The organism is Micromonospora sp. NPDC005205 (assembly GCF_040608275.1).
In the GTDB taxonomy this organism is placed as follows: domain Bacteria; phylum Actinomycetota; class Actinomycetes; order Mycobacteriales; family Micromonosporaceae; genus Micromonospora.
Map to the genome: position 1 here is coordinate 210,186 of NZ_JBEXHV010000008.1, position 19,149 is coordinate 229,334.

20 protein-coding genes are annotated in these 19,149 nt (G+C 72.5%); 13 read left to right on the forward strand and 7 right to left on the reverse strand.

Annotated features, from left to right (window positions below; genetic code table 11):
- Positions 1–66 precede the first annotated feature (66 nt).
- The 8 genes from ABZU43_RS17340 to ABZU43_RS17375 all read left to right on the forward strand — a co-directional run bounded on the left by ABZU43_RS17340 (position 67) and on the right by ABZU43_RS17375 (position 6,215).
- Positions 67–582: a MarR family transcriptional regulator gene (locus ABZU43_RS17340; protein ID WP_355007509.1), complete on the forward strand. Its 516-nt coding sequence runs from the start codon at positions 67–69 to the stop codon at positions 580–582.
- A gap of 55 nt (positions 583–637) precedes the next feature.
- The gene (locus ABZU43_RS17345; RefSeq protein WP_355007510.1) at positions 638–1,153 is read left to right on the forward strand and encodes a DUF2087 domain-containing protein; all 516 of its coding nucleotides are present in this window, start codon (positions 638–640) and stop codon (positions 1,151–1,153) included.
- A 52-nt stretch (positions 1,154–1,205) separates the two neighbouring features.
- Entirely contained in the window at positions 1,206–1,682 is a 477-nt protein-coding gene (locus tag ABZU43_RS17350; protein WP_238669826.1) for a MarR family transcriptional regulator, read from the forward strand.
- 76 nt (positions 1,683–1,758) lie between these two features.
- The gene (locus ABZU43_RS17355; RefSeq protein ID WP_355007511.1) at positions 1,759–2,172 is read left to right on the forward strand and encodes a DUF6069 family protein; all 414 of its coding nucleotides are present in this window, start codon (positions 1,759–1,761) and stop codon (positions 2,170–2,172) included.
- 247 nt (positions 2,173–2,419) lie between these two features.
- On the forward strand, positions 2,420–4,105 hold the full coding sequence (locus ABZU43_RS17360; protein ID WP_355007512.1) for an ABC-F family ATP-binding cassette domain-containing protein: 1,686 nt from the start codon (positions 2,420–2,422) through the stop codon (positions 4,103–4,105).
- A gap of 30 nt (positions 4,106–4,135) precedes the next feature.
- Complete coding sequence (locus tag ABZU43_RS17365; protein WP_355007513.1) at positions 4,136–4,651, forward strand: GNAT family N-acetyltransferase; 516 nt, start codon at positions 4,136–4,138, stop codon at positions 4,649–4,651.
- 68 nt (positions 4,652–4,719) lie between these two features.
- Positions 4,720–5,145 carry an Hsp20/alpha crystallin family protein gene (locus ABZU43_RS17370; protein WP_355007589.1) on the forward strand — a complete coding sequence of 142 codons (426 nt, stop codon included), beginning with the start codon at positions 4,720–4,722 and terminating at the stop codon, positions 5,143–5,145.
- A 71-nt stretch (positions 5,146–5,216) separates the two neighbouring features.
- On the forward strand, positions 5,217–6,215 hold the full coding sequence (locus ABZU43_RS17375; RefSeq protein ID WP_355007514.1) for a tyrosine-type recombinase/integrase: 999 nt from the start codon (positions 5,217–5,219) through the stop codon (positions 6,213–6,215).
- Between the two features lie 41 nt (positions 6,216–6,256).
- Here the strand turns inward: ABZU43_RS17375 and ABZU43_RS17380 are convergent, their stop codons facing one another.
- Positions 6,257–6,628: a VOC family protein gene (locus tag ABZU43_RS17380; RefSeq protein ID WP_355007515.1), complete on the reverse strand. Its 372-nt coding sequence runs from the start codon at positions 6,626–6,628 to the stop codon at positions 6,257–6,259.
- 88 nt (positions 6,629–6,716) lie between these two features.
- Here ABZU43_RS17380 and ABZU43_RS17385 point away from each other — a divergent pair, with 88 nt between their 5' ends.
- Positions 6,717–7,562, forward strand: coding sequence for an LLM class flavin-dependent oxidoreductase (locus tag ABZU43_RS17385; RefSeq protein WP_355007516.1), 846 nt, complete (start codon positions 6,717–6,719; stop codon positions 7,560–7,562).
- Between the two features lie 7 nt (positions 7,563–7,569).
- Here the strand turns inward: ABZU43_RS17385 and ABZU43_RS17390 are convergent, their stop codons facing one another.
- Positions 7,570–8,745, reverse strand: coding sequence for a PQQ-binding-like beta-propeller repeat protein (locus tag ABZU43_RS17390; protein WP_355007517.1), 1,176 nt, complete (start codon positions 8,743–8,745; stop codon positions 7,570–7,572).
- Positions 8,746–8,775: 30 nt separating this feature from the next.
- Complete coding sequence (locus ABZU43_RS17395; protein WP_355007518.1) at positions 8,776–10,479, reverse strand: acyl-CoA dehydrogenase family protein; 1,704 nt, start codon at positions 10,477–10,479, stop codon at positions 8,776–8,778.
- Positions 10,480–10,674: 195 nt separating this feature from the next.
- On the opposite strand from ABZU43_RS17395, the gene ABZU43_RS17400 reads away from it, so the two are divergent.
- Together ABZU43_RS17400 and ABZU43_RS17405 are read left to right on the forward strand one after the other, a co-directional pair.
- A complete protein-coding gene (locus tag ABZU43_RS17400; RefSeq protein ID WP_355007590.1) occupies positions 10,675–11,085 on the forward strand; it encodes a hypothetical protein in 411 nt (136 codons plus the stop codon).
- Positions 11,072–12,277, forward strand: coding sequence for a low temperature requirement protein A (locus ABZU43_RS17405; RefSeq protein ID WP_355007519.1), 1,206 nt, complete (start codon positions 11,072–11,074; stop codon positions 12,275–12,277). The genes ABZU43_RS17400 and ABZU43_RS17405 overlap by 14 nt, the downstream gene beginning before the upstream one ends.
- A 40-nt stretch (positions 12,278–12,317) precedes the next feature.
- On the opposite strand, the gene ABZU43_RS17410 is transcribed toward ABZU43_RS17405, so the two are convergent.
- The 4 genes from ABZU43_RS17410 to ABZU43_RS17425 all read right to left on the reverse strand — a co-directional run bounded on the left by ABZU43_RS17410 (position 12,318) and on the right by ABZU43_RS17425 (position 16,473).
- Complete coding sequence (locus ABZU43_RS17410; RefSeq protein ID WP_238688998.1) at positions 12,318–12,926, reverse strand: thymidine kinase; 609 nt, start codon at positions 12,924–12,926, stop codon at positions 12,318–12,320.
- Positions 12,927–13,090: 164 nt separating this feature from the next.
- On the reverse strand, positions 13,091–14,482 hold the full coding sequence (locus tag ABZU43_RS17415; protein ID WP_355007520.1) for an MFS transporter: 1,392 nt from the start codon (positions 14,480–14,482) through the stop codon (positions 13,091–13,093).
- A gap of 19 nt (positions 14,483–14,501) precedes the next feature.
- Positions 14,502–15,269, reverse strand: a complete 768-nt coding sequence (locus tag ABZU43_RS17420) for a glycerophosphodiester phosphodiesterase (RefSeq protein ID WP_355007521.1) — start codon at positions 15,267–15,269, stop codon at positions 14,502–14,504.
- A 430-nt stretch (positions 15,270–15,699) separates the two neighbouring features.
- Positions 15,700–16,473 (reverse strand): lysophospholipid acyltransferase family protein, encoded by a 774-nt coding sequence (locus ABZU43_RS17425; RefSeq protein ID WP_355007522.1) that lies wholly within the window; start codon positions 16,471–16,473, stop codon positions 15,700–15,702.
- A 161-nt stretch (positions 16,474–16,634) separates the two neighbouring features.
- Between ABZU43_RS17425 and ABZU43_RS17430 the strand changes: the two genes are divergently transcribed.
- A complete protein-coding gene (locus ABZU43_RS17430; RefSeq protein WP_355007523.1) occupies positions 16,635–18,050 on the forward strand; it encodes a cytochrome ubiquinol oxidase subunit I in 1,416 nt (471 codons plus the stop codon).
- A gap of 14 nt (positions 18,051–18,064) precedes the next feature.
- Complete coding sequence (gene cydB / locus ABZU43_RS17435) at positions 18,065–19,063, forward strand: cytochrome d ubiquinol oxidase subunit II (protein WP_355007524.1); 999 nt, start codon at positions 18,065–18,067, stop codon at positions 19,061–19,063.
- Positions 19,064–19,149: the final 86 nt, after the last annotated feature.

Genomic DNA, 19,149 nt, shown 5'->3' on the forward strand with positions numbered 1-19,149 from the left:
CCTGAATATACTTCGACGTCGAACATTTTGACAACGAATATTTCGGCGTTGAGGTAAGGTGGCACGGTGACCACCACTCCGGACGCCGTCGACCGACACATCGAGCGATGGCTGCCCGTGGTGCCCGACCTCGACGCGGACGTCGAGGGGGCGGTGACCAGGATGATCCGACTGACCCGGCACCTGCGGGCCGTCAAGGAGCGGGTCCTGGTCGACCTCGACCTGCCGGCCCACGAGTACGACACCCTGCACGCCCTGGCCGGTCGCGGTGGCCGGGCCGCACCCTCTGACCTCGCCGCGGACCTCACGATGGCCCCCGCCTCGATCACCGCGCGGGTGGACGCGCTGCTGCGGCGGGGCTTCGTCCGCCGGATTCCGTCGACAGTCGACCGTCGACGCGTCGACGTGGAGCTCACCGAGGCGGGCCAGGCCGCCTGGCGCGGGGCGATGGAGGTCCAGGGCGCCGAGGAGCATCGCCTGCTCGGCGCGCTCACCCCGACCGAGCGACGACACCTCAGCACCCTGCTGCGCCGGGTGCTGCTCGTCGCCGAAGAGCCACAGAGCACGCCGCAGGCCGACTGAGCGAGGCCGAAAATCGCCTGGCGGCGCGCGTACCGCTGATGCGAGGGTGACCGGCGTGACTGCGCATGTGCTGGCCGGGGCCCTGGCCGACGACGGACGGCGACGGATCTTCGCGGCGATCGTGCTGGGTGCGACCAGCGCGACTGAGGTCGCCACGCGGACCCGCCTGCCGGCGCGGGTGGTGCTCACCGGGGTCCGCCGGCTCACCGACGCGGGCCTCGTCACCGGCGCGGACGGCACGCTCGCGGCCGACGAGGCGTCGCTGCGGGCGGCCACGCGTGACAGCCGCCCGGCCGCCGACGCCGAACCCGGCGTCGACCCGGTGCTGCGGACCTTCCTGCGGGCGGGCGTCCTGGTGAGCCTGCCGGCGCAGCGGGGTCGACGGCGGGTGCTGCTGGCGCACATCGCCGAGCAGTCGTTCGAGCCGGGCACCCGCTATCCGGAGCGGGCCGTCGACGACGCGCTCAAGCCGTGGTGCGCCGCAGGCGGGTCGGATCACGCGACGCTGCGCCGGTATCTGATCGACGAGCAGCTGCTCACCCGCGAGCACGGCATCTACCAGCGGCTCTGAACGTCGACTACGGGAACCGTCTGGTCGCGGAGGATCTTGCTAGCCTCGGCGCATGACCTCCTGCACGCCGTCCGATGGCCCGCCGGACCTGTTGTTTCTGCTCTCCTGGGCGAGTCACGCGTTGCAGACCGAGCACGCCGCCGGGCTGGCCGAGCTGGGCATATCGCCGCGGGCGCACTACGTGCTGGCGCAGGCCCACACCGGCGAACTGACCCAGCGGGAGATCGGCGAGCGGTGCGGTGTGGACAAGACCACGATGGTGGTGACGCTCGACCAGCTGGAACGGGCCGGCCTGGCCGAGCGCCGCCCGGTGCCAACGGACCGGCGGGCCCGGATGGTCGCCGTGACTCCGGCGGGGGAGCAGGTGTTGCGGCAGGCGCAACAGGTTGTCCGACGCATCCAGGACGACCTGCTGGCAACCCTGCCCGAGCAGGACCGGGAGGTGTTCCTGCGGGCTCTCCTGGGGTTGGTGAGCGGACCACTGGCCAACACCTCCCCGTATGCGCCGGGGGCCCGCTCCGGCTGTTAGTTCCGTGAGAGATAGTTCTGAACAAGACTATCTGTTACGGTCGTACTCGTTCGTTTCCCCTGAACGAGGAGCCGTCATGAGTGCTGCCACCGTCACGACCCCCGCCCCGTCACTACTGCGCCGCCGCGCCCTCGGCGTCGCCGCCGCTGTCGTGGCCCCCCTGGCCATCTGGGCGATCGGCGCGTTGGCCGGAGTCGACTACACCGTTGAGAGCCCGGGCCAGCCCGCCACTGTCATCGGGGCCGGCGCGATCGTCATGATCGCCCTGGTGGCCGCGCTGCTCGGCTGGGCGTCGCTGGCGCTGCTGGAGCGGTTCGCCAGCCGGGTCGCGCGACCGGTCTGGATCTCGCTGGCCATCGTCGTGACGGTGCTGTCCTTCGTTCCCCTGCTCGGCGTCGAGGCCACCGGCGGCGCCAAGCTCGCTCTCGGCGCGACGCACGTGGCCGTGGCGGTCGCGTTGATCGCCCTGCTGCCCCGCCCCCGCCGGTAGACGGCACCCTGATATTCCCCCCGCCCACCTCGTGTCGCGCTGACCACGGGGTGGGCGAAACCCCCAGGACTCGACGCGTCGAGGTTGCTAGCATCGCCGTCATGGCACGAGGTATCTGGTCGCAGAAGGTCCGCTCCGCCCGCTGACGGCGGCGCCCTTCGTTCTGCTGAATTCGCGCTCGCCGTCCCGGTTCCCGCCGGGCGGCCGTTAGCTGCTGCCCGGCTCCATCGCGAGCTGCGGAGCACCGTTGAACCTCACACCTAACCCCGAAACCACGTCCCGGCCCGTCGAGGCCGGCAGCGCGCACATCCGCGCCACCGACGTCACAGTGACCCGCGGGTCCCGGCGCGTCCTGACCGACGTCTCGGTCACCGTCTCCGCCCGTTCGAGGGTGGCGGTCGTCGGCGAGAACGGCCGCGGCAAGACGACGCTGCTGCACGTCCTCGCCGGGCTGATCACGCCGGACGGCGGCACCGTGCGGCGGGCCGGCACGATCGGACTGGCCCGCCAGGAGCTACCCGCCCGCGACGGCGAGACGGTCGGCACCCTCACGTCCGAGGCCCTCGCCGCGTCGCTCACCGCCCTCGCCGCGCTGGACGAGGCGACCCTTGCCCTGACTGCTGGCGCCCCGAGCGCCGAGGACCGCTACGCCGCCGCGCTCGACGCGGCCACCCGCCTCGACGCGTGGGACGCCGAGCGCCGCGTCGACGTGGCACTGGAGGCCCTCGACGCCTGCACCGACCGCGACCGCCCCCTGGCGACGTTGTCGGTGGGGCAGCGCTACCGGGTGCGGCTGGCGTGCCTGCTCGGCGCCCGCCACGATGTGCTGCTGCTCGACGAGCCGACCAACCACCTCGACGCCGGCGGCCTGGACTTCCTGACCCGCCGGCTCCGCGAGCACGACGGCGGTCTCGCCATCGTCAGCCACGACCGGGCGCTGCTCCGCGACGTCGCGGACCGGTTCCTCGACCTCGACCCCACCCACGACGCGAAGGCGCGGCTCCACGCCGGCGGTTATGACGCCTGGCAGGACGCCCGCCGTCGCGAGCGGGAGCACTGGGAGCAGGAGTACGAGCAGCAGCAGACCGAGCGTCGACGACTCCAGGACGCGGTGTCGAAGGCCCGCGACCGGCTCTCCACCGGCTGGCGACCGGACAAGGGGACCGGCAAGCACCAGCGTCAGTCCCGCGCGCCGGGCGTCGTGCAGGCCCTGAACCGGCAGCAGGACGCGCTCCAGGCACACCGGATCGACGTACCGAAACCACCGCCGACGCTGCGGTTGCCGGACCTCGGCGTACGGCAGGGCGCGCCGCAGGTACGCGCGCAGGGTGTCGCCGTCGACGGGCGGCTCGCTGGTCCGGTCGACCTCACCATCGACGGCGGCGACCGGCTGCTTGTCACCGGGCCCAACGGCGCCGGGAAGTCCACACTGCTCGCGGTGCTCGCCGGAGCGCTCGAACCCTCCGACGGGTACACCTGGACGGCGAGGGAGGCCCGGGTCGCCCGGCTCACCCAGGAGACCGCCGGGCAGGCTCCCGAACTCACCGCCGACGAGGTGTACGCCGGCCAGGTGGGACGGCTGGTGTCCGCTGGGGTGCTGCCCGCCGCCGAGGCCGTGTCGCTCGGATCGCTCGGGCTGCTGGACTCCGCCGCGACGCGTACGCCCGTCGGGCGGTTGTCGCAGGGGCAGCAGCGCCGTCTCGATCTGGCACTGGTGCTGGCCGGGCGGCCCACGGTGATCCTGCTCGACGAGCCGACCAACCACCTGTCGTCGACGCTTGCCGACGAGCTGACCGCCGCGATCCGCGCGACGAGCGCCGCCGTCGTCGTCGCCACCCACGATCGGCAACTGCTGCGGGACCTGGCCGACTGGCCGCTGCTACGGGTCGGCGAGGCCGTGACACCGGGTACGCGAACCGGGGCGACCGGATAAAACCGTTGACCGGGCGGTGATGATCAACAGGTGACCGTTACCGCCCGGCCCACCTGGACGACAAGCGCCAGCCGGCCCGACCACCCCGACGCGGTGCTGCTGCTGCGCGAGTACATGACCGAGATGGTGGTCCGCTACCACCGTCGCCCGGCCCGGCCCGGTGAGGTCGACGCCGCCCTGGCCGAAATACCCAGCGACGACCTGACCGCGCCGAGCGGGCTGCTCCTGCTCGCCCACCACGGCACCGACCTGGCCGGCTGCGCCGGGCTGCGCTGGCAACCGGGATGGGCCGAGCTGACCCGGGTGTTCATCCGCGGTGAGCATCGCGGCGCCGGTGGGGGCGCCGTGCTGCTGGCCGCCGTCGAGGAGCAGGCCCGCGCGGCCGGGACGGACCGGATCCGGCTCGACACCCGGCACGACCTGGTCGAGGCCCGCGCCCTGTACGCCCGGCACGGCTACGTGGAGATCCCGGCGTACTCGCGGGGCCCCTACGCCGACCACTGGTTCGAGAAGCAGTTGACGTTCGCTTCCGAAGGCGCTAAATAAGAAGAGGAAGTTGAGTCACCCCGGCTCAACTCATCACCTTCGGCCAGGAGATCCGAGGAGGCATGACCATGTTGATGCGTACCGACCCGTTCCGCGAGATCGACCGGCTCGCCGAGCAGTTCTTCGGTACGGCGGCCCGTCCCGCGACGATGCACCTGGACGCCTACCGCGACGGCGACCACTTCTACGCGGCGTTCGACCTGCCCGGCGTCGACCCGGACAGCATCGACTGCACCGTCGAGCGCAACGTGCTCACCGTCCGCGCCGAGCGTCGCCGGCCCGCCGGCGACGGCGTCGAGCTGGTCGCCGCCGAACGCCCGATGGGCACCTTCACCCGGCAACTGTTCCTCGGCGACACGCTCGACACCGACAAGCTGGAGGCCGGCTACGAGAACGGGGTGCTGACGCTGCGCATCCCGGTGGCCGAGCGCGCCAAGCCCCGCCGGGTGACCATCCAGGCCAACGGCGCCGCCCGCCGAGAGATCAAAGCCTGACCCGACACGGTGACGGGTGGGATCGGCGCGCCTGCACGCCGATCCCACCCGAGGCTGAGAGCCTTTTTCACATGGTGTTCTCCGACGCTCCGGTGCTCGCCCGCCCGTCCGCGCCACCGGCGCTGCCGAGCGGGCCGGTCGAGGTCACCGAGGCGTGGCTGCGCAACCGGCGGCTGTCCGAGCACACCCGAGACGCCTACCGACGTGACGTCACCGGCTGGCTCACCTGGTGCAGCGGGCACGACCTCGACCCGCTGCGGGCCACGTTCCTGCACGTCAACGAATACGCCCGCGCCCTGGAGAGCAGCCTCGGCACCCGCAGTGGCCGCCCACTGACCCCGGCGACAGTCGCCCGCCGACTCTCGGCGCTGTCCAGTTGGTACGACTTCCTGGTCAAACTGGGCGCTGTGCCGGCCAACCCGGTCTCCGGCGCCGACCGCCCCCGCCTCGACCGAGACCACTCCGCCACGGTCGGGCTCACCCCCGAGGAGGTGGACGCCCTGCTCAGCGCCGCCGACGCGGACACCGGCGCGACCGCCGTCCGCAACCGGGCAGCCCTCGCGCTCCTCGCCGACCTGGGCCTGCGGGTCGGGGAGCTGATCTCGCTGGACCTGACCGACCTCGGCACCGAACGCGGCCACCGCAGCGTGCGTTTCGTCGGCAAGGGCGGCAAACAACGCCGCCGCGCCCTCACCCCCGGCACCGGGCACGCCCTGGACGCCTACCTGGCCCAGCGGGCCGCCACCACCGGCGTGCCGGTGTCGCAGCTCACCGGCCCGCTGCTGGTCACCGCCAGCGGTGCCCGGCTGGACCGGCACTCGGTGTTCCGGATGGTCCGTCGGCTGGCCCGCGCCGCTGGCATCCCGGCCTGGGCGAAGCTGTCCCCGCACTCGCTGCGGCACGCCTTCGCCACCACGGCCCGCTCGGAGGGCGTGCCGTTGGAGGACGTGCAGGACGCCATGGGGCACGCCGACCCGCGCACCACCCGCCGCTACGACCGGGACCGGCACAACCTCGACCGCGACCCGGCCTACGCGGTGTGGGCGGCCCGGTCGCGTCGTCGCGGCTGAGCAGCGCGGGCAGCGCTGCCGCGGCTCTGCGTCCGCCCGCGTCAGCTCTGCGGGCGGGGGCAGATGCAGAACGGCTGCCCGATCGGGTCGAGAAGCACCACCCACCGCTCACCACCGGGCTGGAAGGCCGGCTTCGACGCGCCAGCGGCAACGAACTTCTCCTCCGCCGCCGCCAGGTCGTCGACGTAAAGATCCAGGTGGTAGCGCTTGTCACCGGTCTCGTCCGGCCAGGAGGGCGGTCGGTAACCCTCCACCAGCCCGAAGCCGATGGAGACACCACCGGAGCTGATCATCGCGTATTCCGGTTGGCTGTGGGTGACCTCCCAGCCGAGCGCCTCGTGATAGAACGCGGCGTGGCCGGCGGGATCGGAACTGTCGAGGTTGACCATCGCGAGGTCGGCAGAAACTGTCACGCCGGCAGTATGCCGCCGGGGCCCGACACCTTCGGTTCCGCGACACTCGCCGCGCCCCAGTGTCAGGCCCCCGCCCTACGGTCGGCGGATGAGACACGGTCTGGAGATTTCCTGCGGTGGAGCCTCGATCGCGGTGTCCACACTGGTCGAGCTGGGTGAGCTGGCCGAACGCGCCGACTGGGACGGCGTGTTCCTGGAGGACTATCTGATCCACTATTCCGGCGACGAGCCGTTCACCTACGACCCGTGGCTCGTCCTCGCCGCGATCGCCGGGCGCACCGACCGGGTGCGACTGGGCACCACCGTCACCGCGCTGCCCCGACGCCGCCCGGCGAAGTTGGCGCGGGAGGTCCTCACCCTCGACCACCTCAGCGCGGGCCGGGCGACAGTGGCGGTCGGTGTCGGTGACCCCGGCGACCGGGGTCTGGTCGCCTTCGGCGAGCAGACCGAGGTGTCCGTGCGGGCCGCGATGCTCGACGAGGGTCTCGACCTGCTGACCGGGCTGCTCAGCGGTGGGCGGGTCAGTCACCAGGGCACCCACTACCGCGCCGACGGGGTGTCGCTGCGGCCTGCGCCGGTGCAGTCGCCGCGGGTGCCGGTCTGGGTCGGCGGGAGCACCCAGGCCGGGGCGGTGCGCCGCCGGGCCGCCCGCGCCGACGGCATCGTGCCGTACAAGCTCACCGACACCGACGGGTGGTCCGACTTCACCCCCGACGAGGTCCACGACCTGGCGAACGCCCTGCCATCGACGCGCGCCGACGGTCAGCCGTTCGACGTGGCGATCGGCGGCCGGCGACGCCGTTCCGACGAACGCGCCGAACGGGCCTACCTCGGCGAGCTGGCCGCCGCCGGGGCCACGTGGTGGTTGGAGTTCGTCCCGGCCGGAGATCCGGCGACGATGCGCGCTGCCGTTACCCGAGGCCCCCTGCGCTGACCCGGGGTCAGGGGATGTCGAGGGGCCAGAACGTCACGCGGGCCGTGCCGTCGCGGCAGATCAACCCGGCGCCGACCCGGCGGCAGTCGGTCACACCCGCCGGGAGCACAGCGGACACCCGATGACCGTCGCGCCCCACCGTCGCGACCAGGGAGCGCCTACCGTCGGCCGCCATCCCCAGCACCACCAGGGGTTCCGTGGCGACCCGTGGGCCAGCGACCGTTCGCCAGCGCGCCCCGCCCGGCCACGTCCACACCCGCACCCCGCTGCCCGCGTCGATCGCCCAGCGTCCCTGCTCGTCCTGCCCGCAGAGCAGACCCTGGCAGGGCCGCAGGATCAGGTCACCCGGCTGCACCGGCGACCGCCAGCGCGGCACCAGCCCGGGTAGGTCGTAGCCGGTCAGCGCCACCGCACCGCCGCGTGGGTGGCGCAGCACCAGGTGCGCCCCGACGACCTGGGGATTGTCCGGGCCGTAGTCGGCCGGCGGAAGCTGTCCCCGCCCACGTTCGGTGCCGTCGCGGGCGTCGAGCAGCCGGACCAACCCGTCGTCCTGCACCAGCAGCACCCGCCCAGGCAGGCCGGGCAGCGCCCGCAGCACCGCAGTGGAGGGCAGCGGGACCGACCACCGGGTCGCGCCGGTGGCCGGGTCGACGCCGTGCACCGTGCCCTCGACCCGCCGACCCGGTTCGGAGGCGCTGCGCACCTCGCTCACCGCGACCGCCGCGTCCCCGGCCGCGTACACCCGCTCGGGTCGCCGCCACACCGGCTCGCCGGTCCGCAACGACCGCCCGGTGGTCATCCGTGCCCCGAGCGCCTGGTCGCGCTCGACCAGCAGCAACACATCACCGGCGACCTCAGCGGACCACCCGGCGGCGGGCGGCACTGTGACCCGCCACCGCGGCGGGCCGTTCGGCGCGACCGAGTCGTAGGCGCTCAGCGTCGGCGGGTTCGGCTCAGGGTCGACGACCAGCAGCAGCGGCCCCGCGCCCAGCACCGTCGCCCGGGCGGGCAGCGCCGGCCCGGACTGCGGCGTCAGGCGCGCGGCCGGGGCGGCACCACCGAGCAGCAGGACACAGGCCGCCACCAGCACCGCCACCCGCCAGCGGCGGGACACCTGCGGCGGTGGGCGGCGCTCCTCCAGGGGCGCGCCCCTGTCGTCACCCAGCTCGATCAGCACCGACATGGCGTTCACCCGTCCGCTCGCGCCGACCGGTCAGCAGAGCAAGTCGAGGTGATGGTGGGCGTCCTCGGCGATCTCCTCGTGCCGCAGCCAACGGCGCGCCCACAGCCGGGCGGCCAGCTCCGCCTGCTCGTCGCCCCACGTGGCGTGCTCGACGAGCAACGCGGTGGTCAGCGCGTACGCCAGGCGCAACGCCAGACCGCGGGCACCCGCGAGCACCGCCGGCGCACCCGGTTCGACGGTCACCGCGGCGATGGTCTCCGCCAACTGCGCGGCGGCGGTGGCCAGGGTGTCGGCCAGCACCGGCGACAGCGGCCGCGCGAGGTCGACGGCGGCGGTCAGCCGACTCAGCAGCGGCGTCCCGGCGTCCTCCCGGGTCAACGCGCGCAGCACGTCCAGGGCCAGCACATTGGTGGTGCCCTCCCAGATCGGCAGCACCTGGGCGTCGCGCAGCAGGCGGGGCACGCCGGTGTCCTCCACGTAGCCGGCCCCGCCGAAGCTCTCCACGTACTCGCTGGCGGAGCTGACGGCGAGCCGACCGGTGGCGAGCTTCGCCAACGGTGCCACGATGCGCAGCTCGGCCGCGGCCTCCGGGTCGGCGCCGACCTCGACCCGCCCGAGCAGGGCGAAGGCGTGCCCGGCGAGAGCGAACGCGCCCGCCGCGTCAACCGCGAGGGTGCCCAGGGTGGCCCGGTGCAGGGGCGAGGACACCAGCGGGCCGCCGGCGACGTGCCGCACCTCGGCGTACGCGCGGGCGTAGGCGAGACCCCGTCGCATCCCGCCGGCCGCCGCCGCGGCGTTGTGCACCCGGGTCACCACGACCAGAGTCATCGCCCGGACCAGACCGGGCACCGCCGGGTCACCCAGCGGGAGGGCGTACACGTCGCGCAGGCCGATCTCGGCGGTGGGCAGCGCCCGGGTGCCCAGCTTGTCCTTGAGCCGGTGCACCGTGACACCCGGTGCGGGTGCACCGGGCGCCGCGCCGTCGGCCAGCGGTGAGTCGACCGCGTACCGGGGAACGAGGAACGGGGCGAGCACCCGGCTGCCCCGCCCGGCGCCCTCGGGCCGGGCCAGCGCCACCGCCATCGCCGCGTCGGCGGCGGAGCAGAACCACTTCTCCCCGGTCAGCCGCCACGAACCGTCCGCCGCGGGTCGGCCGAGGGTGCTGGAGCGGCCCAGATCGGAACCGCCCTGCGACTCGGTCATCCACTGCCCGCTGGTGATCGCCGTGGCCGGGTCCGTGGAGATCAGCCGGGGCAGCCACGTGTCGCGGACCGTGGCGTCGACGTCGGGCGTGCTGAGCAGCGCCGCCGCCCCGTCGGCCATCGCCACCGGGCAGGAGAACGTCGCCGACTCCGGCCCGTACAGGTGCAGCAGGGCGTGCTGCACGACCCGCGCGGCGGCACCCCAGGTGCCCCGCGCGTCCGGCAGGTAGGGCAGCGCCACCACGGCGTGTCGGGCGGCGGCGGCACGTTGCGCCTGCCAACCGGCGGAGGTGTCGATGCGATCGATCCGGGCACCCCACGGGTCGTAGCGGACCAGTGTCGGCGGGTTCGCCTCGGCGTCGGCGTGCGCCGCGCGCAGCGGGCCGGTGACGTCGGCGGCCAGGTCCGCGAGACGGCCCTTCGCGGCGGCGTGCCCGCCCGGGCCGAGGTGACGCTCCAGCCAGGACCGCAGCAGACCATCGCCGGCGTACGGGTCGACGGGGGGTGGTACCGGCTGCACGAAGCGGCTCATCGATCGGCTCCTGGCACTGCTCGGGGGATGTGCGCCGACGGTAGACGATGCGGGGCCGCCGCGAACAGGGCACACCCGCCCATCGGGCGCACCCAGTTTCCGGCTTGTCGCCCGTCGGCGTGACCGTCTTCTCTACGGTCGGTAGTCGTGGGTGCGGGCCAGTCGTGGAGCCGACCGGCCCGGCGTCACCGCCCGATGCGCACCGGGTTGGCGTTCGCCGGGTTCGGTGTGGCGCTGTGCTGCGTGGGGGTGGCCGGGCTGGGCGCCTGGAACCTGCAGACCGTCCGGCAGGCCGCCGGCCCGATCCGGGAGACCGCCGACGGTTTCCTCAGCGAGGTGGCCCTCGGCGACAGCGACCGGGCGTACGAGCGGCTCTGCGAGGACGCGCGCAGCCGCTGGAGCGCGATCGGCTTCACCAGTTGGGTGCGGACACCACCGATGGTCACCGACTACGAGATCACCGACGTGTCGGTCGCGACCCGCAGCGGACGACCGCAGGGCACGGTGACCGTGAAGGTGACCCGCGACGGCGGGCTCAGCGAAGAACGTCGCCTGCCGGTGGTCCGTGAGGACGGGAGCTGGCGGGTGTGCGGTGACCCCTTCTAGGCCCACGGTCGCCGCCCCGCTACGCCCACAGTTGCTGCGACCGCGCGAGGGGGTGCAGCCGACCACCTCGACGGAACTCTTCTTCGACCTCGTCTTCATCTTCACCATCACCCAGCTGTCGCACTACCTGCTCGCGCACCTGGACTGGCGGGGCGCGGGACGTACCGGCCTGTTGCTGGCGCTGGTGTGGCTCGTCTGGGTCTACACCACCTGGCTGACGAACTGGCTGCAACCGGACCAGGGGCCGGTGCGGACGATGCTGATCGGGGTGGGGCTGGGCAGCCTGCTGTTGTCGGCGGCGATCCCGGAGGCGTTCGGCGCGACCGGCCTGCTCTTCGCGCTGGTCTACGTGATCGTGCAGGTGGGCCGGACCCTGTTCTCGTTGTGGGCGGTGCAGGGCAGTCCGTGGTTGGTGGCCGGATTCCAGCAGTCGCTGCCGTGGATCACCGGGACGTCGGTGCTCGTGGTCGTCGGTGGCCTGGTCGGCGGTGCCGCCCGGGACGCGGTGTGGGCGGCGGTGATCGTGATCGAGGTGGTCGGCCTTTCGCTCGGCTATCCGCTGCCGCGACGGGGACGCAGCCGTCCCGAGCGGTGGATGGTGGAGGGCGGGCACCTGGCCGAACGGTGTGCGGCGTTCGTTCTGATCGCGCTGGGGGAGTCGATCCTGGTCACCGGCAGCACCCTCACGTCGCAGGTGAACCTGGTGACGTCCGGGGCGTTCCTGCTGGCGTTCGGCGGTTCGGTGGCGCTGTGGTGGGTGTACTTCGCCCGTTCGGCCCCGGCGGCCACGCAGGTCATCGCCCAGGCCGGGGAGCGTACCGGCGCGTTGAGCCGGGTCGCGTTCAACTTCCTGCACCCGGTGATCGTCGCCGGTGTCGTCGTCGCGTCGGCGGCGGACGAGCGGTTGCTGCGGGAGCCCGGCGCGCCGGCCACCACTGTCGACGTACTGCTCACCCTGGGGGGTCCCGCGCTGTTCCTGGCCGGGCACGCCGCCTACAAGGCGCTGCTGTGGCGGATCCTGCCGATCAGCCGGGTCGCGGCGGTGGTGGTCCTGCTGGCGCTGATGCCGACAGCTGTGGTGCTGGGGGCACCCGTCGCGGTGTGCGCCGCTGTGGCGTTGGCGGTGACGGTCGCCGTGATCCTGACCGACCGGTTCCGGGTGCGGGCCGCAGCGGCCCGGCGGCCGTCCTGACCGTCCGGCGCACCGGGTCGGTTCCAGCTGGTGGGCCGCCTCAGTCGCGGGGGCCGAGGTCGCCGCTGCGGTAGTGCCGGCGGCAGAGCACCTGGTAGCGCACCTCGGCGGTGTCGACGGTGTCGCCGATGACGACCTGGGCGCCCTCACGGACGACCCGCCCGTCGACGACGCGGGCGTTGAGCAGCCCTTCGCGGCCGCACCAGCAGAGCACTTCGACCTGGATGCGGGCCACCTCGTCGGCCAGTTCGAACAGGCGTTGCGCGGCGGGGAACATCCGCGACCGGAAGTCGGTGGCCAGGCCGAACGCGAACACGTCGACGTCGTAGCTGTCGACCAGTTCGGCCATCTGCTCGACGTGCTCGACGGTGTAGAAGCACGCCTCGTCGCAGATCAGGTAGTCCACGCGTACCCCGTCGGCCCACCGGCCGCGCACCAGGGCCCGCAGGTCCAGGTCGTCGGTGACCTCGATGGCCTCGTGGGCCAGGCCGATGCGGGTGGTGACCTGCGGTCCCAGCGACCGGTCGATGCGGGTGGTGACCAGCCCGCGCCGGCCCTGCCGGGCGTGGTTGTAGTTCATCTGCAACGCCATCGTGGACTTGCCGCAGTCCATCGGCCCCCAGAAGAACTTCAACGCCGCCGCGTGCACCGGCCGCCCGTCGAGCCCACGCGCCGCCGCGCACGCGGCCGGAGCGTGCGGCTGGCCGGGAAACGGATGGGCCAGGCAGGTCGGGGCGGTGGTGGCGTCGTCAGTCACGGTCGGGCAGCCTAGCCGATCGGCCACTCCTGATCTGTCGGGCGCGGGACGCGTGCTCAGAGTACCCGCGGTGGCGTGTTGCCGGCGGCGACGATGGCACGGCGCATCGGTACGGCGGCGAGGAGCAGGAAACCGACCACGAAGAAGATCAGCAGTGAGACCAGGCCCACCCGGTAGGAGGAGGTGAGCTGGAACACCAGGCCGAAGGCGAGCGGGCCGAGCCAGCTGGTGCCCTTGTCGCTGATCTCGTAGAAGCCGTAGTACTCGCCTTCCTTCCCGGTGGGGATGAGCTGGCTGAACAGCGACCGGCTCAGCGCCTGGCTGCCGCCCAGGACCAGGCCGATGGCCGCGCCGAGGACCATGAACGGCACCGGCGCCTCGGCGGGCAGCCGGAACGCCGCGATGATCACACCGGTCCAGAGGACCAGGCTGAGCAGCACTGTCTTCCACGCGCCGATGCGCCGGGCCAGCGCGCCCAGGCTCAACGCTCCGCCGAAGGCGAGGAACTGCACCAGCAGGATGGTGATGATCAGGGTGCTCTGCTCCAGGCGCAGTTCCTCGGTGCCGTACTGGCTGGCCAGGGTGATGACGGTCTGGATGCCGTCGTTGTAGACCAGGAAAGCCAGCAGGAAGTACAGCGTCAGCGGGTACGCCTTGATCTCGCGGACGGTGCGGCCGAGCTGGCGGAACCCGTCGGTGAGAATGTTGCCGCCACCGGCCAGTGCCGCCGCCGGCGGGCGCTCACGCAGCCACCGAAGCGGGACCAGCGTGAACAGCGCCCACCAGACACCGGCGGACACGATCGACCAGCGGGCCAGGTCCAGGGTGCGTTGCGGGTTGTCACCGTCGTCGAGCAGGGTGATCGCGACCAGGTTGAGCGCCAGCAGCAGACCGCCGCCGAGGTAGCCCAGCGCCCAGCCGCGACTGGAGATGCCGTCGCGTTCGTCGGGGCCGCCGAGCTGCGGCAGGAACGAGTTGTAGACCACGATCGCGGCGCCGAACGAGATGTTGGCGACCAGGAACAGCGCCCCGCCGAGCAGGTATCGGTCGCCGGTGACCAACGCCATCGCGATGGTGGCGCCGGCGCCGGTGAACGCGGCACCGCCGAGCAGCCGCTTCTTGTGCGCCGACCGGTCCGCTATCGCCCCGATGACCGGCAGCACGAACACGGTGAGGAACACCGACAGCGAGATCAGGTACGGGTAGTAGGACCCGGCGGCGACCTTGATGCCGAGCGGGTACACGAAGCCGTCGCACGAATCCGCACCCAGCTCGCACCCGGCCGCCACCTCGGCGACAGTGGTCAGGAACGGGCCGAGGAACACGGTGATGACGGTGGTCTGGAACGCGGAGTTGGCCCAGTCGTAGATGTACCAGCCCCGGCGCTCCCGGCGGGTGCTCGCGGGAGGCGGGGTGTCGTCCACCGTGGGGGTCACGGTCTCGGCCATCGGGGGTCCTTGGAATGGCTCAGGCGGCCCAGTGGCCGCGGCTGCGGTAGACGTCGCGCAGCACGCCGACGTGATCGGTCATGATGCCATCCACGCCACGATCCAGTAAGTCGTGCATCTGGGCGGGTTCGTCGATCGTCCAGACGTGCACCTGCAGGCCGATCCGGTGGCAGTAGTCGAGGAACCGGCGGTCCACCACCGGCACCCGCCCGTAGCGCGGCGGCACCTGCGCGGCGACCACCGACGGCGGCAGCCGCAGCGGACGCCCGTGCAGGGAGGCCAGCCGCAGCCGGGCGACGCCGCGCATGCCGAGGCTCGTGGCGACGCGTCCCTCGGTGAGCGCCCGCAGCCGGGTCAGTCGGGCGTCGCTGAACGAGGCGAGCAGCACCCGGTCGCCGGCGCCGGCCCGGGTCACTGTCGCGACCGTCGGCTCGACGCCGCCGTCGGCCTTCACGTCGATGTTGAAGCGGACCTGCGGCCACGCCCCCAACACCTCGTCGAGCCGGGGTACGACGGCAGCGCCGCCGACGCGTACGGAGGCGAGGTCCGCCCAGCTCATCTCGGCGATGCGCCCCGCCTCGCCGGTGACCCGGCGCAACGTCGGATCGTGGAAGATCACCGCGACGCCGTCGGCGGTGGCGTGCACGTCGGTCTCCACGTACCGGTAGCCGAGCCCGATGGCCCGGGCGAACGCCTCGGTGGTGTTCTCGTCGCCCTCGGCGGCGCCGCCACGGTGGGCGAACGCCAGCGGCGCGGGCGCGTCGAGGTAGCCGAATCGGGTCAACACGCGACGCAGTATGCCCGTCGCCGGTGGAGCGCGGGTGGCCTGCCGGCGAAGATCAGGCCTGGGACGCCGGGGAGGCGGCACGGGTGGTTGCCGTGGTCGGCAGGTGTGTCCGCGGTGGCGGCAGGCGCGACGTCGGCATGCCAGTCGGCCGCACGGTCCCGCCGGACCGGCCTACGGCCCCCACCTCCGGATGCCTGTCCTTCGTCCTTTGCTCTGCACCCGCGGAGTCGACAGTCACCTTCAGTAGCTGGTGCGTCCGCGGGTGCAGAGCAAAGGACGCGAAGGTGGTGTTGGGGGGCACCCGGCTGACCTCGGTGCCGCAGGCCCCCGGCAGACCGTTCCACCCGGCGCCCGACCCGGCTTTCCGGCGCCCGTGCGGGGTCTCCGGGCACTGGCGCACCTCGACGTCGCGGCAACCGCGGCGGTGGCCTCAGTCTGAGCGGCGGCGGTGGGTGCGGCTGAGGTCGGTGGGGCGTCCGGGGTCGACGTGGCGGGGCCGGTCGGGTTCGTCGGGGCGCAGCGGGGCGAGGGTGTCGGTGAGAGCGTCGATGATCCGGTCGGTGGCGCGGCGGGCCGCGCCGGGGTTGGCGGCCGCCGTCTCGCCCAGGTCGACGGGAGTGCCGAAGTGCACCCGGATCACCGGGCGGCGCCACAGCGAGCGGGCGATGCCGCGCAGCATTCCGCGGGGCGCCTGGTAGGGCAGCACCTCGTGCGAGCCCCACTGGGCGACCGGGACGACCGGGGCGCCGCAGGCCAGGGCGAGGCGGGCGGCACCGGTCTTGCCGCGTTCGGGCCACAGGCCCGGGTCCAGGCCGATGCGCCCCTCGGGGTAGATGAGGATCACCGAGCCACGGGCGACGGCCGTGGCGGCGTTGTCGAGGGCCTGGTGCACGGCGCTGGTGCCCCGGTCGACCCGGATGTGCCCGGCGTGGCGCATGGCGGCGCCGAGCACCGGGGCCCGGAACAGCCCGGCGGTCGCCATGATCCGGGGGGCGACGCCGCGGGTCTGGCAGGCGGCGGCCATCACCAGCGGGTCGAATGGGCTGATGTGATTGGCGGTCAGCACCAAGGGACCGTGCCGTAGGTGGGTCGGGACGTCGCCGGTGACCTCGAGGCGGGCGAGCAGGCCGACCAGGCCCCGGGCCAGCAGCAGGGCTGCGCGCCAGATCAGTGGCGGCTGCCAGGTGGTGTGTGCGGTGTCCATCAGCGCGCCATCGTCGCACGCTCCGGCGGGGCCGCGAGGGCGGGTCGGGTGATCAGGGTCATTGGTCCCGGGTGTGTTCGGGCCGCAAGGCCCTGCCCAATCCTCTACGACGAGCAGTAGTATTTACTACGTCTCGTAGTACGGATCGTTGGGGGTTTCAGGTGGACGCGTTGGACGTTGCCCGCTGGCAGTTCGGTGTCACCACCGTCTACCACTTCCTTTTTGTGCCGCTGACCATCGGCCTCTCCGTGCTGGTGGCCATCCTCCAGACGATGTGGCACCGCACCGGCAACGAGCGCTACCTCAAGCTCACCAAGCTCTACGGCAAGCTGTTCCTGATCAACTTCGCCATGGGTGTGGTCACCGGCATCGTGCAGGAGTTCCAGTTCGGCATGAACTGGAGCGACTACTCCCGCTTCGTCGGCGACATCTTCGGCGCACCCCTGGCCATCGAGGCGCTCGTCGCGTTCTTCCTCGAATCCACCTTCATCGGCCTGTGGATCTTCGGCTGGGACCGGCTGCCCAAGCGGGCGCACCTGGCCAGCATCTGGGCCGCCGCGATCGGCACCAACCTGTCCGCGTACTTCATCCTCGCCGCGAACTCGTTCATGCAGAACCCGGTGGGCTACCGGATCAACCCGGACAGCGGACGCGCCGAGCTGACCGACTTCCCGGCCGTGCTGACCAACAAGGTCGCCCTGATCACCTTTCCGCACACCCTGGCCGGCTCGTTCCTGGTCGCCGGGTCGCTGGTCGTGGCCGTCGGCTTGTACCACGTGATCCGCAACCGCGACTCCGCCGACACCGGCGCGTACCGCTTCGCCACGAAGTTCGGCTCCTGGGTGGTCCTGGTCGCCTCCGCGGCCGTGCTGTTCACCGGCGACATCCAGGGCAAGATCATGACGGACGTGCAGCCGATGAAGATGGCCGCCGCCGAAGGCCTCTACACCACCGAGAGCCCCGCCTCGTTCTCGGTGCTCACCATCGGCAGCCTGGACGGCAGCCGCGAGGTGTTCGCCATCAAGATCCCGTACCTGTTGTCGTACCTGGGCACCGGCGACCCGAACGGCACAGTGCACGGCATCAACGACCTGCAGGCCCAGTACGCCAGTCAGTACGGCGCCGGCAGCTACACCCCGATCATCCCGGTCACCTACTGGAGCTTCCGCTTCATGATCGCCTTCGGGATGGCCGCCGCCGCGATCGCCCTGCTGGTGCTCTGGAGCCAGCGCAAGGGCCGCACCCCGAGCAGCAAGTGGCTGCTGCGCGCCGGGCTGGCCATGCCGGTGCTGCCGCTGCTCGCCAACTCCTTCGGCTGGATCTTCACCGAGATGGGCCGCCAGCCGTGGATCGTCTTCGGCGAGATGCTCACCCGCAACGGCGTGTCCCGCAGTGTCTCGCTGGCCGAGGTCCTCACCTCGTTCACCGCGTTCACGCTGATCTACGCCACCCTCGCCGTGATCGAGGTCAAGTTGCTGCTGCGCTACGCCAAGGCCGGCGTGCCCGACGTCAGCGAAGAGCACCCCATCGACGACACCCACGACGACGCCGAGCGCCCGCTCGCCTTCGCCTACTGATCCCGGAGCCCATCGTGGAACTGACCACCATCTGGTTTCTCCTCGTCGCCGTGCTGTTCACCGGGTACTTCATCCTGGAGGGCTTCGACTTCGGCGTCGGCATGCTGCTGCCCGTCCTGGGCCGCGACGACCGGGAACGCCGCGTCCTGATCAACACCATCGGCCCGGTCTGGGACGGCAACGAGGTGTGGCTGATCACCGCCGGTGGCGCCATGTTCGCCGCGTTCCCCGAGTGGTACGCCACCCTCTTCTCCGGCTTCTACCTGCCACTGCTGCTGATCCTGCTGGCCCTGATCGCCCGAGGGGTCGCCTTCGAGTACCGGCACAAGCGCCCCGAGGCGTCCTGGAAACGTCGCTGGGACGCGGCGATCGTGGTCGGCTCGCTGCTGCCGGCGATCCTGTGGGGCGTCGCCTTCGCCAACATCCTGCGCGGGGTGCCACTGGACGCCGACCACGAGTACGTCGGCGGCCTGCTGGACCTGCTCAACCCGTACGCCCTGCTGGGCGGCGCGACCACCCTCGCGCTGTTCCTCACCCACGGCGCGGTGTTCCTCGCCCTGAAGACCACCGGCGACATCCGCGAGCGGGCCGGCGCGCTCGCCGTGCGCCTGGGTGTGGGCGCCGCCGTGCTCGCGGTCGGGTTCCTGACCTGGACGTTGAACATCCGCTCCAGCGCGGCCGCCGTCGTGCTGGCCGTCGGCGCGGCCCTCGCCCTGCTCGGCGGTCTGGCCGCCGCCCGGGTACGCCGGGAGGGCTGGGCGTTCACCGGCACGGCCGTGGCGATCGGCCTGGCGGTGGCGACCCTGTTCGCGGCGCTGTTCCCGAACGTGCTGCCCTCCACGCTGGACGCGGCCGGCACGCTGACGGCCACCAACGCCGCGTCCACCCCGTACACCCTGAAGATCATGACCTGGGTGGCGGTGATCTTCACTCCGGTGGTGCTGGCCTACCAGGGGTGGACGTACTGGGTGTTCCGCAAGCGCATCGGCGTGGCCAACATCCCGCAACACTGACCGCCGAGAGCGGGGGATCGCGCACCAGCGGGGACGGCGCAGCGCGGGAGCGTCGGGAAAATCGGGCGGTTGGTGGGGGGTGGGCT

Excerpts from the sequence above, each read along its gene's own strand:
- ABZU43_RS17350 (WP_238669826.1), top strand. The coding sequence starts at position 1,206 with ATGACCTCCTGCACGCCGTCCGATGGCCCGCCGGACCTGTTGTTTCTG.
- ABZU43_RS17355 (WP_355007511.1), top strand. The coding sequence starts at position 1,759 with ATGAGTGCTGCCACCGTCACGACCCCCGCCCCGTCACTACTGCGCCGC.
- ABZU43_RS17370 (WP_355007589.1), top strand. The coding sequence starts at position 4,720 with ATGTTGATGCGTACCGACCCGTTCCGCGAGATCGACCGGCTCGCCGAG.
- ABZU43_RS17375 (WP_355007514.1), top strand. The coding sequence starts at position 5,217 with ATGGTGTTCTCCGACGCTCCGGTGCTCGCCCGCCCGTCCGCGCCACCG.
- ABZU43_RS17385 (WP_355007516.1), top strand. The coding sequence starts at position 6,717 with ATGAGACACGGTCTGGAGATTTCCTGCGGTGGAGCCTCGATCGCGGTG.
- ABZU43_RS17390 (WP_355007517.1), bottom strand. The coding sequence starts at position 8,745 with ATGTCGGTGCTGATCGAGCTGGGTGACGACAGGGGCGCGCCCCTGGAG.
- ABZU43_RS17395 (WP_355007518.1), bottom strand. The coding sequence starts at position 10,479 with ATGAGCCGCTTCGTGCAGCCGGTACCACCCCCCGTCGACCCGTACGCC.
- ABZU43_RS17400 (WP_355007590.1), top strand. The coding sequence starts at position 10,675 with ATGCGCACCGGGTTGGCGTTCGCCGGGTTCGGTGTGGCGCTGTGCTGC.
- ABZU43_RS17415 (WP_355007520.1), bottom strand. The coding sequence starts at position 14,482 with ATGGCCGAGACCGTGACCCCCACGGTGGACGACACCCCGCCTCCCGCG.
- ABZU43_RS17425 (WP_355007522.1), bottom strand. The coding sequence starts at position 16,473 with ATGGACACCGCACACACCACCTGGCAGCCGCCACTGATCTGGCGCGCA.